The organism is Microbacterium sp. MTN4-26 (assembly GCF_042846595.1).
Classification (GTDB): Bacteria; Actinomycetota; Actinomycetes; order Actinomycetales; family Microbacteriaceae; genus Microbacterium; species Microbacterium luteum.
The window spans coordinates 92,463-105,518 of record NZ_BTGO01000004.1; the positions used below are offsets into that span (position 1 = coordinate 92,463).

21 protein-coding genes and 1 tRNA gene are annotated in these 13,056 nt (G+C 64.5%); 14 read left to right on the forward strand and 8 right to left on the reverse strand.

Going from position 1 to position 13,056, the window contains the following annotated elements:
* Positions 1 to 7: 7 nt before the first annotated feature.
* From ACGG9C_RS04605 to ACGG9C_RS04635, 7 genes are all read left to right on the forward strand, one after another.
* Positions 8 to 622, forward strand: coding sequence for a DUF305 domain-containing protein (locus ACGG9C_RS04605; RefSeq protein WP_390178305.1), 615 nt, complete (start codon positions 8 to 10; stop codon positions 620 to 622).
* A gap of 65 nt (positions 623 to 687) precedes the next feature.
* On the forward strand, positions 688 to 1,524 hold the full coding sequence (locus ACGG9C_RS04610) for a F510_1955 family glycosylhydrolase (protein ID WP_390178306.1): 837 nt from the start codon (positions 688 to 690) through the stop codon (positions 1,522 to 1,524).
* Between the two features lie 101 nt (positions 1,525 to 1,625).
* Positions 1,626 to 2,030, forward strand: coding sequence for a four-helix bundle copper-binding protein (locus ACGG9C_RS04615; protein WP_390178307.1), 405 nt, complete (start codon positions 1,626 to 1,628; stop codon positions 2,028 to 2,030).
* A gap of 128 nt (positions 2,031 to 2,158) precedes the next feature.
* Positions 2,159 to 2,779 (forward strand): DUF305 domain-containing protein, encoded by a 621-nt coding sequence (locus ACGG9C_RS04620; protein ID WP_390178308.1) that lies wholly within the window; start codon positions 2,159 to 2,161, stop codon positions 2,777 to 2,779.
* A gap of 228 nt (positions 2,780 to 3,007) precedes the next feature.
* Complete coding sequence (locus tag ACGG9C_RS04625; protein WP_071043057.1) at positions 3,008 to 3,211, forward strand: hypothetical protein; 204 nt, start codon at positions 3,008 to 3,010, stop codon at positions 3,209 to 3,211.
* On the forward strand, positions 3,204 to 3,962 hold the full coding sequence (locus ACGG9C_RS04630) for a Fic/DOC family protein (RefSeq protein WP_390178309.1): 759 nt from the start codon (positions 3,204 to 3,206) through the stop codon (positions 3,960 to 3,962). The genes ACGG9C_RS04625 and ACGG9C_RS04630 overlap by 8 nt, the downstream gene beginning before the upstream one ends.
* Positions 3,959 to 4,591 carry a recombinase family protein gene (locus ACGG9C_RS04635; protein ID WP_286932806.1) on the forward strand — a complete coding sequence of 211 codons (633 nt, stop codon included), beginning with the start codon at positions 3,959 to 3,961 and terminating at the stop codon, positions 4,589 to 4,591. Before ACGG9C_RS04630 ends, ACGG9C_RS04635 begins: the two co-directional genes overlap by 4 nt.
* 414 nt (positions 4,592 to 5,005) lie before the next feature.
* Here ACGG9C_RS04635 and ACGG9C_RS04640 read toward each other — a convergent pair whose 3' ends face one another.
* Both ACGG9C_RS04640 and ACGG9C_RS04645 read right to left on the reverse strand, forming a co-directional pair.
* Positions 5,006 to 6,358: a dihydrolipoyl dehydrogenase family protein gene (locus tag ACGG9C_RS04640; RefSeq protein WP_390178310.1), complete on the reverse strand. Its 1,353-nt coding sequence runs from the start codon at positions 6,356 to 6,358 to the stop codon at positions 5,006 to 5,008.
* Positions 6,355 to 6,669: a thioredoxin family protein gene (locus ACGG9C_RS04645; protein WP_390178311.1), complete on the reverse strand. Its 315-nt coding sequence runs from the start codon at positions 6,667 to 6,669 to the stop codon at positions 6,355 to 6,357. Before ACGG9C_RS04645 ends, ACGG9C_RS04640 begins: the two co-directional genes overlap by 4 nt.
* 54 nt (positions 6,670 to 6,723) lie before the next feature.
* On the opposite strand from ACGG9C_RS04645, the gene ACGG9C_RS04650 reads away from it, so the two are divergent.
* Positions 6,724 to 7,119 (forward strand): heavy metal-responsive transcriptional regulator, encoded by a 396-nt coding sequence (locus ACGG9C_RS04650; protein WP_286932801.1) that lies wholly within the window; start codon positions 6,724 to 6,726, stop codon positions 7,117 to 7,119.
* 81 nt (positions 7,120 to 7,200) lie between these two features.
* On the opposite strand, the gene ACGG9C_RS04655 is transcribed toward ACGG9C_RS04650, so the two are convergent.
* From ACGG9C_RS04655 to ACGG9C_RS04670, 4 genes are all read right to left on the reverse strand, one after another.
* Positions 7,201 to 7,404 carry a hypothetical protein gene (locus ACGG9C_RS04655; RefSeq protein ID WP_390178312.1) on the reverse strand — a complete coding sequence of 68 codons (204 nt, stop codon included), beginning with the start codon at positions 7,402 to 7,404 and terminating at the stop codon, positions 7,201 to 7,203.
* Positions 7,404 to 7,610 (reverse strand): hypothetical protein, encoded by a 207-nt coding sequence (locus tag ACGG9C_RS04660; protein WP_390178313.1) that lies wholly within the window; start codon positions 7,608 to 7,610, stop codon positions 7,404 to 7,406. Before ACGG9C_RS04660 ends, ACGG9C_RS04655 begins: the two co-directional genes overlap by 1 nt.
* Before the next feature lie 3 nt (positions 7,611 to 7,613).
* On the reverse strand, positions 7,614 to 7,859 hold the full coding sequence (gene nrdH / locus ACGG9C_RS04665) for a glutaredoxin-like protein NrdH (RefSeq protein WP_390178314.1): 246 nt from the start codon (positions 7,857 to 7,859) through the stop codon (positions 7,614 to 7,616).
* A gap of 246 nt (positions 7,860 to 8,105) precedes the next feature.
* Positions 8,106 to 8,426: a hypothetical protein gene (locus tag ACGG9C_RS04670; RefSeq protein ID WP_390178315.1), complete on the reverse strand. Its 321-nt coding sequence runs from the start codon at positions 8,424 to 8,426 to the stop codon at positions 8,106 to 8,108.
* 163 nt (positions 8,427 to 8,589) lie between these two features.
* Here ACGG9C_RS04670 and ACGG9C_RS04675 point away from each other — a divergent pair, with 163 nt between their 5' ends.
* The 4 genes from ACGG9C_RS04675 to ACGG9C_RS04690 all read left to right on the forward strand — a co-directional run bounded on the left by ACGG9C_RS04675 (position 8,590) and on the right by ACGG9C_RS04690 (position 10,857).
* Positions 8,590 to 8,874: an integrase core domain-containing protein gene (locus tag ACGG9C_RS04675; RefSeq protein WP_390178316.1), complete on the forward strand. Its 285-nt coding sequence runs from the start codon at positions 8,590 to 8,592 to the stop codon at positions 8,872 to 8,874.
* 103 nt (positions 8,875 to 8,977) lie between these two features.
* Positions 8,978 to 9,655, forward strand: a complete 678-nt coding sequence (locus ACGG9C_RS04680; RefSeq protein WP_390178317.1) for a hypothetical protein — start codon at positions 8,978 to 8,980, stop codon at positions 9,653 to 9,655.
* Complete coding sequence (locus ACGG9C_RS04685; protein ID WP_390178318.1) at positions 9,652 to 10,383, forward strand: hypothetical protein; 732 nt, start codon at positions 9,652 to 9,654, stop codon at positions 10,381 to 10,383. Before ACGG9C_RS04680 ends, ACGG9C_RS04685 begins: the two co-directional genes overlap by 4 nt.
* Before the next feature lie 45 nt (positions 10,384 to 10,428).
* Positions 10,429 to 10,857, forward strand: a complete 429-nt coding sequence (locus tag ACGG9C_RS04690) for a very short patch repair endonuclease (protein ID WP_390178319.1) — start codon at positions 10,429 to 10,431, stop codon at positions 10,855 to 10,857.
* 45 nt (positions 10,858 to 10,902) lie between these two features.
* On the opposite strand, the gene ACGG9C_RS04695 is transcribed toward ACGG9C_RS04690, so the two are convergent.
* The gene (locus ACGG9C_RS04695) at positions 10,903 to 11,172 is read right to left on the reverse strand and encodes a hypothetical protein (RefSeq protein WP_390178320.1); all 270 of its coding nucleotides are present in this window, start codon (positions 11,170 to 11,172) and stop codon (positions 10,903 to 10,905) included.
* A 437-nt stretch (positions 11,173 to 11,609) separates the two neighbouring features.
* Between ACGG9C_RS04695 and ACGG9C_RS04700 the strand changes: the two genes are divergently transcribed.
* Positions 11,610 to 12,458: a tyrosine-type recombinase/integrase gene (locus tag ACGG9C_RS04700; protein ID WP_390178321.1), complete on the forward strand. Its 849-nt coding sequence runs from the start codon at positions 11,610 to 11,612 to the stop codon at positions 12,456 to 12,458.
* Between the two features lie 12 nt (positions 12,459 to 12,470).
* Positions 12,471 to 12,740, forward strand: a complete 270-nt coding sequence (locus ACGG9C_RS04705; protein WP_390178322.1) for a tyrosine-type recombinase/integrase — start codon at positions 12,471 to 12,473, stop codon at positions 12,738 to 12,740.
* Positions 12,741 to 12,959: 219 nt separating this feature from the next.
* Here ACGG9C_RS04705 and ACGG9C_RS04710 read toward each other — a convergent pair.
* A tRNA-Arg gene (locus ACGG9C_RS04710) sits at positions 12,960 to 13,031 on the reverse strand.
* Positions 13,032 to 13,056: the final 25 nt, after the last annotated feature.

Sequence of the window (13,056 nt, forward strand, 5' to 3'; positions counted from 1 at the left end):
AACCCTGATGAAGATTCGTACCGCAGCGACCGCTGCGCTCACCCTCGCCGCCGCCCTCACCCTCGCTGGCTGCGCCGACGGCTCCAGCCCGGAGTCCATGCCCGGCATGAACCACGGCAGCAGCTCGTCCCCGTCCTCATCGTCCGCGACGACGGCAGACTTCAACGACGCGGATGTGATGTTCGCGCAGATGATGATCCCGCACCACCAGCAGGCCGTCGAGATGGCCGACATCATCCTGGACAAGGAAGGCATCGACCCGGGCGTGCTCACCCTGGCCTCCGACATCAAAGCCGCCCAGCAGCCCGAAATCGACCAGCTGCAGTCCTGGCTGACCGAGTGGGGCGCCGACATGCCCGATATGGACAGCATGGAGGGCATGGACCACGGCGGCGGCATGATGAGCGAGGACGACATGGCCGCGCTGGAAGCCGCCACCGGCGCCGAGGCGTCCCGGCTGTTCCTCGAGCAGATGACGATGCACCACGAAGGCGCGATCGAGATGGCCCAAGACGAAGTCGACAACGGCCAGAACCCTGACGCGGTCGAGATGGCGCAGACCATCGTCGACACGCAGACCGCCGAAATCGCCCAGATGCAGGAACTGCTCGCGCAGCTCTAAACGCACCCCACCGGTGAGGACGCCCCCGCAGGGCGTCCTCACCCCTGGAATCGAAAGGGTGCGAAATGCGCATTCACCTGCGCGCGACGGCGAGCTTCGTCGCGCTCACCAGCTTGCTCCTCACCGGCTGCGCCGCAGCCGAACCGCCGTCGACCGGCAGCGACCACGCCGACACAGCGCTGTCTCACGTTCACGCGATCGTGCCCGCACCCGACGATGACGGCTTCCTCCTCGGCACCCACGAAGGCCTCTACGCCGCCACCGCCGACGGGCAACTCGGCTCCCGCGTCGGCAGCTACGGCTTCGACGCGATGGGCCTCACCGCCGTCGACGACACCCTCATCGCCTCCGGCCACCCCGGCCGAGGCACCCCCGGGGAGCTTGGGGAAGGGAACCTCGGCATCATCCGCAGCAGCGACGGCGGCACGACATGGGAGCCTGTGGCATTCACAGGGGAGAAAGACTTCCACGTCCTCACCGCCGCACCGGACGGCACCCTGTACGGACAAGAAACCGGTAGCGCCCAGATGCTGGCAAGCACCGACCTCGGGGCCACCTGGTCTCCCACGGGGGCAACCCTGCTGGCCTTCGCACTCGTCGTCGACGCCACCGGACGCATCATCGCCACGACGCCGGACGGACCCCAGGTCAGCACCGACCACGGGGCGACGTTCGGACCACTGCCAGACAGCCCAATCATGTCTCTCATCGCTGTGTCACCGGACGGCCAGCAACTGATCGGCGTGGGAAGCAAAGGCAGCCTGTGGAGCAGCACCACACGCGATCCGTCGTGGCGAAACATCGGCACGGCGCACGGCTCCACACAGGCAATCACCGTCACCGACGCCGGCGACATCCTCATCGTCGACGACAGCGGACTCAGCCTGTTGCCCTCCCCCTAGCCACCATCCATCGACAGACATCAACCCCCTACGTCGACCCTCGACCTCGCTCTAGCGTGATCGCATGCCGGGGAAAGGCCCCCGAAGAAAGGAAAGCAGCCATGACTGTTGCAGATCAGATGCTCGCCACCCACCCGAAAGTCGGTTTCGCCGCAACCCAGGACGCCCTTCTGCGCTGTATCGAGGCGTGCGCCGAATGCGCCCAGGCATGTACCGCCTGCGCAGACGCATGTCTCGGAGAAGACATGGTCGCGGAGCTCATTACATGCATCCGGAAGAACTCGGACTGCGCAGACATCTGCGCCGCCACAGGTGCAGTGCTCTCCCGCCAAACCGCACCGGATGTTGCAACGGTTCGCGTCCTGCTCGAAGCCTGCCGCACCGCCTGCGCGTCCTGTGCCGCCGAGTGTGAACAGCACGCAGACATGCATGAGCACTGCCGCGTGTGCGCCGAATCCTGCCGCCGCTGCGAGCAGGCATGCACCGACCTTCTCGCCGCTCTCTAAGGCGGCCAGGTTCGCAGTCGCCCTGCGAGCACAACCTTCCATTGGCGGTCGCTGACGGGACGGTCGATGCCACAATCGCCCGCCCCGTCACCGTCGCCGCACCTCCTCCCATCCGAACAGGAGACGTCATGACCGCGAACGACCACCACGATCCCAAGCAGAACGAGCAAAGAGCAGCGACCGACGATCACAGCCAGCAGGGTCATTCCAAGCCCTGGAAAATGTATCTCCGATTCGGGGCGATGATCCTCACTGGGATGGTTGTCATGTACTGGGTGATGTTCGTCGGCTCCTGGGAGTGGAGCCACATCCGCTTCAGCGAAAGCCGCGTCTTCATGGCCCTGACCATGGGCGGTGCGATGGGGTTGGTGATGCTGGCGTGGATGCTCAATATGTACAAGAGCGTCAAAGCCAACATCGCCGTCGCCACAGTTAGCGTCCTGCTGCTCGCCGGCGGAGTCGCGCTTGACCGCAGTCAGATCACCGTGGACGACACCGCCTGGATGAACGCGATGATTCCCCACCACTCCCTCGCCATCACCCGTTCGGAGCGTGCGCAGATCCAGGACGTCCGTGTCTGCGAACTCGCCGCCGAAATCAGCGCGGCACAGCGCAACGAAATCCTCGAGATGAACTGGCTCATCGACGACATTTCGAGCAACGGAATCGCTGAAACCCCAGAAGAGGCGCAGGCCCGTCCCGCCCCAACGTTCGATGAGACAGCCCTGCGAGAATGCCCCAACGAGTAGCAGGTCTCAATCTGCCATTATCGGAGCGCGGTGATCTAGAAGCGAGCCTAACCACGTGGCGCCGAAAACGATCGATTCTGAGCAGGCCGACCAGCGCGCGGTGCAAGCCGCGAGATGTCGGGGAAGCTCCGGTGCTCAAAACCCTTGTCAAAACCCCATTCTGTGCAAAACCTCCACTATAGGTTTTTGAGCAAGTCGGGTAGACTAGAAGCAACGAGGGAGGCCACCATGAGCGTCAAGACCGCCAGCACCATTTCCGCGGCCGAGCGCGAGCTGCGTGAGCGCGTCGTGGCCGACGCCGCCCACAGCTCCGCGATGGAAGGCCTCACCGCCGGCGCTGAGTACCGCGCCGACGCGGCCGCCTACGCAGCGGGGGAGTTCGACGTCGACGAGCTGGGACGCCGCACACGGGCCCGCTGGGGCCTTGCCTGATTTCGTCGACCCGTACCTCGAGCCCGCATCGGGCATCCTCCACAACCGGCTCGGCCTGACCGACCGTGCCACGCTGGATCGCGCCGAAGCGGAACTGACCGAGTGGCGACGGGCCGAGATGATCACCCGCCCGGTGAAGGTCACCGGAGATCTGCGACAGCTCCAGGCAATCCACCGGCAGCTCTTCCAGGACGTCTACGACTGGGCCGGCCAGCTGCGCACCGTCGACATCCGCAAGGGCACCGACCCGGGCGCGGAGTTCTTCATGCCGGTGTCCCGACTGGAGTCCGGCGCGGGGTTCGCGTTCGCGGAGCTCGCGGACGAGCACCAGCTGCACGGCCTGGACCGTGACCGGTTCGTAGATCGCCTGGCGCACCACTACGACCAGGTGAACTACCTCCACCCATTCCGGGAGGGCAACGGCCGCACGCAACGAATCTTCTGGACACAGATCGCCGCCGGCGCCGGATTCGACCTCGACTGGAGCCGAGTCACCGGGGCGGAGAACGACCAGGCGTCACGTAGCGCTATGGAACGCCAGGACTTCACCGAACTGCGCGGGATCTTCGACCGCATCGTGCAGCCCGCCGCGGGAGGCCGGCTCACCCCGGAACGGATGGAGCAGCTGCGCGCGTTCGCCAACCTGAGCAGCAGCGTCGCGCCGGGACGCTCCGCACCGTCGACGTCGACGGGCCGCTCGCGCCGGCCGACGACGCCCGGCCGAGAAGCGGAACAGGGGAGGGACCTATGACCGTCGTCGGATATGCCCGAGTGTCCAAGCGTGAGCAGAACCCGAAGGCCCAGGAGGCCGAGCTGCACGCGGCAGGAGCGGAGCGCGTGTTCGTCGACCACGGCGACTCCAGCCGGGTCAAGGACCGCCCGCAGTGGGTCGCGTGCATGGACTACCTCCGCGCCGGCGACGTGCTGTTGGTGCGCCGCCTCGATCGGCTCGGCGGGACCGAGCGCATCCTGATCGAGACGCTGCACGAACTGGAGGACAAGGGCGTCGACATCAAGAGCCTCACCGAACCGGTGATCGACACCACGACCCCGATGGGCCGAGCCCTGTTCGGCATCGTCGCCGTATTCGCACAGCTGCGCGTGGACACGATTCGGGAGAACACCCGGCTGGGTTTGGAGTACGCACGCGCCCAGGGTCGCGTCGGTGGGAGGCCAACGGTGATGAGCGCTGAGCGGGTCGAGGTCGCTCGGCAGATGCGCGCTCAGAACCCCCCGGCGACGTGGGAAACGATCGCTAAGACCCTCCACGTCAGCTCCGCGTCCGTGCGCCGCGCTATGGCTCAGCCAGAAATGACAGCTAGTGAGCGCCAGCATGGCGCGGCTACGCTCCAGGCATCTGCTCCCTACGACCAGCAATAGACTTACTCGCGTCCAGCCGTGCCAGGGCGCGTTAGCGAACGCTGTCGTTGCGCAGCCGCACGGCGATCCACAGGCCACATCGGCGACACAGGTAGGCCGCTCCGTCGCGCAACTCATGCAGCTTGAACCGCGGCATCGTTCTGCCACAGCATGAGCACTGGGTGGCCGTGTCAACGTTCATTCGAGCTCATCGCGTCAATATCTGCTCGGTAATCGGTAGCCGGCAGTCCAAGCCCAGCCAGCCGATGCCGCGTATACGCCAGGCCGATTCAACCTCGGTTCCGTGTGGCGAACGTAATCCTGGCCAGTCAGAAGGATCGGGCGAGACTCGAAACGGACCTGGATTGCGTCCTCAGCAGAGACCAACCATGGAAGGCTATCTCGCCCCGTCACAGCGAGCGATTTCGCGGTCTACTACAGCAGGGATCCGAGGTCCGAGCCAAGGGAGGGATAAGTGGCAGTAACGGATTTGAGTTGGCGGGTGGTGAGGCCGAGTTTGATGGCGAGGCCGAAGGTGTTGATGAGTTCAGAGTAGCCGGGGCCTAGGAGGTGTGCGCCGAGGATCTGGTCCGATGCGGTGTCAATGATGATCTTTGCTGCGGCGGTGGTTTCGGCTACCCGGTAGGTGGAGTACCAGTCGCTGGTGTCAGTGAAACGGACGGCGATTTCGTGTCCGGCGTCAGCGGCTTCGTGCTCGAGAAGACCTACGCGGTTGAGCTCAGGGATGGCGAACACGGTGGTGGGCACGCCCGTGTAGTCGGGCGTGGTAGTGGTGCCTTTGATCATGTTGGACGCGACGACTTTGCCTTCGAACACGGCAACGGGCGTGAGGGGACGGCCAATCGTGTTCGCGGCGTCGCCGGCGGCGAACACGGCGTGGTTGGTGATGCTTTGCAAGTGGGCGGCGACAGTCACACCGCGTGGACTGCTGGCAATACCCGCAGCGTCCAAATGCAGGCTGTCGAGGTTGGGAACCCTACCCGCGCCGTGGACTACGAGGCCGGTGTCGATGCTGGCCGCTGTTCCGGCGGTGTCGATACCCACCCGGTAACCGGCGAGCGTGGTCCCAACTCCGGTGACCGTTGTGTTGCGAAGCACACGGATGCCAGCCTCTTCGGATCGGGTAACGAGGAGTTCGACAAGGTCCGGATCGAATTCCCGCAGCGGTCGGGACCCGCGGTCGATGATCGTGCACTCCGCACCGGCACGAGCGGCGATGTGCGCGAACTCGAACGAGATGAAGCCGCCGCCGATGAACACCATTCGGCGAGGCAGCTCATCGAGATCCAGGAACCCGGTGCTGTCGATCAGATGCTCCGCACCGGGAAAGACCAGGGGGCGCGGTGTCGCACCAGAGGCGATGAGGAACCGGTCCGACCGATGGGCAGTGCCGTCGATGATGAGCTCGTTCGGCCCGCTGAACTCGGCGTGCCCGTGGAAGGTAGTGACGCCATTGCCGACGAGTTCGTCCTCCATCCGCTTCGGGACACGGTCCGTGAAGCCGCGTTTCCGCCGCATCAGCGCTGGCCAATCCACCGATACCCCGTTCTCCTGGACCCCGGTGTCGCTCATCAGTTGAGCGGCGTCGATGATTTCTGCGCCGCGGCGCAGAATCTTCTTCGGATCGCAACCGCGCAGCGCGCAGGTTCCGCCGTAGGGCAGTTCATCGACGATCCCAACCTGCCATCCCTGCGCGGCGCACTTGTTGGCCGCGGTCATTCCCGCCATACCCGCGCCGATCACGACCAGATCGAACCTGCCACTCATTGCGCCGCCGCTTCCGTGTGGGCGATGGCATCGCGCAGTTGATCCAGGGTCGGAGACCCGGCAAGACCCTCGGGGGTCAGGTAGACCCGGCAGGACAAGCCTGGCGGCCCATCTGGTGCCGGAAACAAGACAGCCCCGTCGACGAGGAGCCTGGGTGACCCGCGGAAATCGAGCGCTTCCGCGTCCGCCTGCGACGACACGAGTTGTTGTTTCACCGTGAGGTCGGAACGTTCCGCGGCAATCACCGCGGAACGTTCCGCCATCGTCTCCCAGTTCGGACAACCGTCGAAGTACTGCACCGTGATTTCCATCCACCGACCATAGACGTTGTAGCCAGGTGCAAGGTCAAGTGGTGGGATAGAGACATGCGCATCGGAGATCTCGCCGAAATGACCGGCGTCAGCACACAGACCATCCGGTTCTACGAACGGGAAGGACTGCTGCCGGCGCCAACTCGGGAAGGCAACGGATACCGGGCGTACGAGGACCGTGCGGTTGCACGTGTCGGGTTTATCCGCGCCGCTAAAGCGGCCGGACTGAAGCTGACCGACATCGCAGGAGTTCTTGAACTGCGCGAGGTCGGACGGGCCCCGTGCTCACATGTGAACTCCCTGCTAGCTGGCAAACTTGCAGAGGTCCGGGCACGGCAAGAAGAACTCGCCCGCCTCGAGGCGGAACTGGTCGGCATGATCGCGATAAGTCGGACGCTTGACCCGGCGACGTGCTCCGAGCGCAGCATTTGCAACATAATTCCGCAGTAGCCAGCAGCTCCGGAGGGGAAGAGGCGGTGCTCGGGAGCGATGCCTCGTCATGATGACTATCTGTGCGTGCAGCGGTTTCTGCTAGCGCTTTGATTCGGCGTCGTAGCTGGCCTCCTCGATCACCGATTTACGGGCATAGCGGATGAGTCCGCGGCCGAGGTCGTGGAACGTGGGCCCGACGTTCTGGCCACGCCACCGCCGCAGTTCTGCCACGTCACGGCCGAGGATGACTGCCGCCTCGTGGGGGGTGAGCAGAATGGGTGCGGGGGAGTGTTCGTACGGCATCAGTCGTTCTCCCTCGTGAGTGTGTCGATCACCGTCACGAACTCGGCTCCGGGGACTGTCACCGTGTTCGCGAGCCGGTACCCGTGCCGGCCGTAGTCGTGCAGCTGTTGGTCGCGTTCCCCGACTTTCTGCGACAACCGGTAGTGGTCGTCGTCGCCGCTGGGGAACGTCGTCTGGATCGTGGCGAAGCTCACTGTCGTGTTCATCGCTCACGCCGCCCTCGACTTGACCAGCTCGTCGATCCGATCGGGTCGGAAACCCGACCAGGGGTCGCCGGCGCCCTCGACCACCGGAGCCTGTAGGAAGCCCGACTCTTTGACGTGCTCCAGCGCCACCGGGTCACCGGTCAGGTCGATCACCCGGTACGCGATGCCGGCGGCATCGAGCGCCCGCAGCGTCGCCGTGCACTGCACACAGCCGGCCTTGGAGTACACGGTCAGCGGTTCATCGTTCATGGCACTTCTCCTCTCCAAACCTCATTGCCTTTCGGCAAAAGCCGAATTACAGCGTTGGGGGCGCGGAGGCAGGGGACCGTGGAATACCGGAGTGAGCGCAGCGAGGGAGGATATGCCGCGAAAGCCCTTGCCGCAGCGAAACCGGCGCGTATCATCCACAGGCCGGAAGGCAACGAAGTTGCCCACGCAACGGCCCCCATCAGCGCGAAGCGTGACGGGGGCCGTTGAGAAGATCAGAGCCGAAGGCTACTCCTCAGAAGAAGCAGAACCAGCGCCGTTGGAGGATCGTGTGCCGGCGGTTCGAGCACGCCGGGGGCGGCTCGTCTGACCAGGTGCGCGCGCGCCCGTTGCGCGCAGATCCTTCTCCGACCAGCCAGCATCGAGCGCGGCACGCCACGCCCGTTCGTGTATGGCTGTTGCATCCTTCCATCGCCGCTCGGCATCGTCCGCATCGTTGGTCGCCGCCACGACCTGACGCACGGCCTCAACCCGCGCGTTCACGTCGGCTTCGATCAGTTCGCGCGCTCGTTGCGCTGCATCATCGGGGTTCAAAATCGCGTCGCTCATGCGACTCAGCTTAATTCGCGCCGAGTCCCTCGAACACCGCGAGGATGACCCCTAGCGGTGTGACCCTCGCGGCACTACCGTTCTCGTCGGAGCGGAGCCTCCGGCAGAGATCGTCACCGACAACGGCGGCCCGTTCCGGTCGCTGAACTTCGAGCTGTTCATCATGAGACACCCCGAATTGCGGCACGTCCGCACCCGGGTGAAGACCCCCGGGCAGAACGGGTCACGCGAACGCGGGTTCGGGACCCTGAAGTACGAGCGACTGTTCCTCGACGAGATCCCCGACGCGCTGACGCTGATCGAACGCGCCGAGGACTACCGGACCGAGTACAACACCGAACGCCCGCACGAGGCGATCGCCTGGAACCGGCCGATAGAGGTGCACATGGGCCTGGCCGACCCCACCACCCCCACCTTCGAAAGAGAAGAAATCCTGCCAACAACTTGACGCGGGACACGTTCGCGCGTCGGCCACTTTGGCAGAGAGCTTCTGGGATGAAACTGGAATCTCGCCCGGCGAGGGTGTGCTACTTGTGGCAATTGTGGGCTGCATGGCCGCCCGAACTCGTTGGCGCTCCCAGGCGCACTTCAGAGAACAGGATGGAGTGTGGCGCGCGGACGTCGAGCTCAAAGCCGATGGGAGCGAGCTCGCAGTCGAGTTGACGGCTGACCTATGGGTGGTTGGTCCCGGCCGCACCGCCAGCCCGGATCCGATGAAAGCAATTCATCAGAGCGCGAGGCTCTGGCAACTCCCCAGCCCCATCTCGCTCCGGCTTGAACGCGATGAAGCAGACTTCCCGACCTCCGCCACATCGTTTGGCTCGACCGGGCGGCGCTCCGTGCCGTGGGCGCTCGAGATCGCAGCCGATGCCGAACCGCATTGGAGCATCAGCTCCTCGATTCGACTGTTCGTGAATACCGATCTCGAAATCTGTCACCAGATCGTCGACGGCGATGCTCCGGAGGACGTCTATAAGGCAATCGAGTGCGACATTCACCTGGGCGTGCTTCATTTTTTGGGTGGATGGCGTAACTCGATTCCCGCCGACCGCATGCGGGACATCGCCGACGATGATCTAGGCTCAGTCGTTGCCTTGGGCCTGTCCATCGCCTCGTCCCTGGGCCTGACGTTGGAAGAGGGATGCCGGTTGGCTCTCGAGGATCCAATGACTCTGGTATCCCGCTCGCGTGAGGCGCTGGCACTTCATGGAAAGGCAAGCGGCAAGTGACATTCACCTATCCTCGGCTCAGCCGCGCTGATGTGGATAGCGAGATCTCGCGAATCGAGCGCACCCTCGCCGCAGGGGGCACCGCTCAGCCGTTTCCCGACGGCGGCCACCATCCGGGTGCCATCTTCCCTGCAACTGGGATCCCCGTTCCTGCACAGCGCCTTCGCGATCTCCACGAGGCGGTCGCCGATGCCCTTCCTCAAGCAAGCAGCCGCAAGCGCGGCGATCGCGACCGCCTCTTCGACATAGCGGTGGGCGGCGCACTTGCTCGATGGTTCGAATCGGAGGGGCGGGCGGGTGCCGCACATCCTGACGTCTGGCCATACCTGGCTCTGGTGGTCCTGCCGGACCTCGCAGTAGAGCGTTTCGGACCTGACGCGAACGGTCATCTTCCCCACGATCGATATCGCTCTGGCCGTCGCAACGTCTTCCAACGCCTGTACCTTCGGTCCTCGATCCTCGGTGAGCTACTCAACGACCCTGAATTGCCGCTGTTCGAGGACGAACTCGTCGGCCTTATTGACCGCAACCTCTCGTCCGACCATCGACTTGCACGCATGGTCAGCGAGCAGATCGTCGCGCTCGACCGCAGCACAAGTCGTCGAGAGGCAGTTCGAACCGGCTTCAAGGCTCTGCAGTTTGAGTTGCGTGTGACGGATGTGGCTGCGATGGAGGATGAGGCGTTGCGCGCGCTGCTTGGCGGACTGTTCGAATCATCAGGTGGCTGACGCCTCGCGGGGCCCACTGCCCATCCGGAAGGTACGCTCCAGGTCATGACAGGCTCCTGGGCATCCAGCGAAGCATCACGACGGACGATGGTGTCGAATCGTCGGCGCGACACCAAGCCCGAGATGCGTGTTCGGCGGATTCTGCACGCCGCCGGCCTGAGATACCGTGTTGATACACGACCGATTGCGGCGTCGACGTCGCGCGCCGACATCGTGTTCACACGGCGTCGGATCGCCGTGTTCATCGACGGGTGCTTCTGGCATCGTTGCCCCATCCACGGCACCGCCCCGAAAGCCAACGCTGCCTACTGGGGACCCAAGCTCGACCGAAACGCGGAGCGTGATTCCGCGGTCACGGCGGCGCTGACGGCAGCGGGCTGGACGGTACTGCGATTCTGGGAACACGAAGATCCCGCCCAGGTGGCACAGTGGATCATCGCCAATTGGCTGGCAGTCGAAGAATCCGCGAGATGAGTAACAGACTGGCCGGCGTCGAGAACGCGCCTCCGCTGTGGGCCTCTACATGTCGCCGGGAGTCTCACTCACGAAGTCGTCGCCGAACGCCTCCGTGAAGTAGCGCACTAGGGTTGCAGCGGCATAACGATCGAACTGATAGGTCTGCGTGACGTGCCGCTTCCCACTGGACTCGGCCGCTTTCGAGCCGAACGAAGCGAGCTGCACCACAAACGACCCCTGGTCATCAGGGACCAGCTGCGCGGCACACACCACGCTCGTGGGATGGACTCCCGATTCAAGGTCGCCCTTCTCAATCCGCTCCACCCGTGCCACTTGTTCCTCCCGTTACATCACGCCAGCCGTGAGCGGTGAGTCGCTATTACCCGACAGACAGCTCAGTCACGCTCACTGGCGAACTCCGATAGCACTTCTCGAAACGCTCTCTAGTCCCGGTGTGACGGTACCGCACACGTCTCGTTCGCTCCGACATTCAGCCACATCAGCGATTGGGCGCGGCGCAGTGCTCGTCGCCGAACGGCTGCTAAGCGACGCGCTCCAGCGCGGAGTCTGCAAGGAGTGAGCGGCGAGAACGGAGACGCGAACGATCGCTACACTCTCGGCGTCGAGCGAGACGCCCCTTCGCCTCAACGCCAGTTGACGACGTCTTCCGTCATCTATCCACATGTCTCACCGGCCGCATTGACGGCATCCGATCAGTGTCCGACACTGGCCCGATACTGACTGTCGAGCCGGCACGAGCGGAGGTCGAGATGGGCAGCATCACCCCGTACGAGTCGGTGAACGGTCGCCATTACCGGGTGCGCTATCGCAAGCCGGATCGCACCGAGGCGGAGAAGCGTGGCTTCACAACGATGCGCGAAGCGAAGCTCTACCTCTCGATGGTCACGGTGTCGAAGTCGAAGGGCGAGTACATCGACCCCGCCTCGTCGCGAGTTCCCGTCCGCATGTTCGCCGATAGCTGGCTGCGCTCCAAGCAACCGCCGATGTCGAAGCCCTCGTACTACATGACGCTCGAGCGGGCATGGAAGAACCACGTCGCGCCGGTCTGGGCCCACAGGGAGATCTCGTCGATCCGGCGCTCCGAAGTCCAGGATTGGGGGTCCAACCTCGCGACGCAGAAGTCACGGACCGTCGTCCTTCGCTCGCTGGGGATCCTGGCCGGCATCCTCGACGTCGCCATCGACGATCGTCGCCTCGCGAGCAATCCGGCCCGCCAGGTGCGCAACCTTCCTCGGCATGGGCCGGGCAAGCGCCGCGTCTACCTCACACATGACCAGGTGGCGACGCTGGCCGCGTGCTCCGCGCATCCGACGCTCGTCCTGACGCTGGCGTACTGCGGCTTGCGATGGGGCGAGGCTACGGGTCTGCGCGTGCGGAGCGTGAACCGGCTTCGTCGACGCTTCGTCATCGAGGAGAACGCGGTGATGATCGCCTACGAGATCCACGTCGGTACGCCCAAGACGCACGAGAAGCGATCGGTGCCGTACCCGGAGCGTCTCGCGCCGATGATCGATCAGGCGTGCGTAGGTAAGGGCCCGGAGGGTCTGCTGTTCGGGGACGGGGTCAATCACATGCGCAACTCCGGCGCGAAGGGATGATTCGCGAACGCGGTGCGGCGCGCGCAGGAGTTTGATCCGTCGATCCCGCGGGTCACGCCCCACGACCTCCGTCACACGGCCGCGTCACTCGCAATCAGCTCGGGCGCGAACGTGAAGGCCGTGCAGCGGATGCTCGGGCATGCGCCGGCGGCGATGACGCTGGACACCTACGCCGACCTCTTCGACGACGATCTGGATGCCGTCGCGACGCGACTGAACGCCCGGATGCCGTTGGTGGCGCTGCCGTCGGGTCCGCAGACGCGCTACGCCCGACCGCAGTAGCCGCAGAGAGCAGATTGCTCAGTTTTTCGACGAGGCAAACCCAACCAGAAACGCTCGATTTCGTCGTTCTGAGACGTCGAACGAAGCGTCGTGATGCCCCTCGAAGCTGCCCGGTTTTCGGCTCATAGCGTTCTCAAATGCGGGCAAAATGCGGGCAAAACCGGAAAACTAGCTAGGCTGCCCCAAAATAAAGACCTGGTCGGAAGCAAAAATATGTTGTGCCCCTGGAGGGACTCGAACCCCCAACCGTTTGCTTAGGACGCAACTGCTCTTCCATTGAGCTACAGAGGCTGGCCGCAGAAGTCTACCGGCCGAG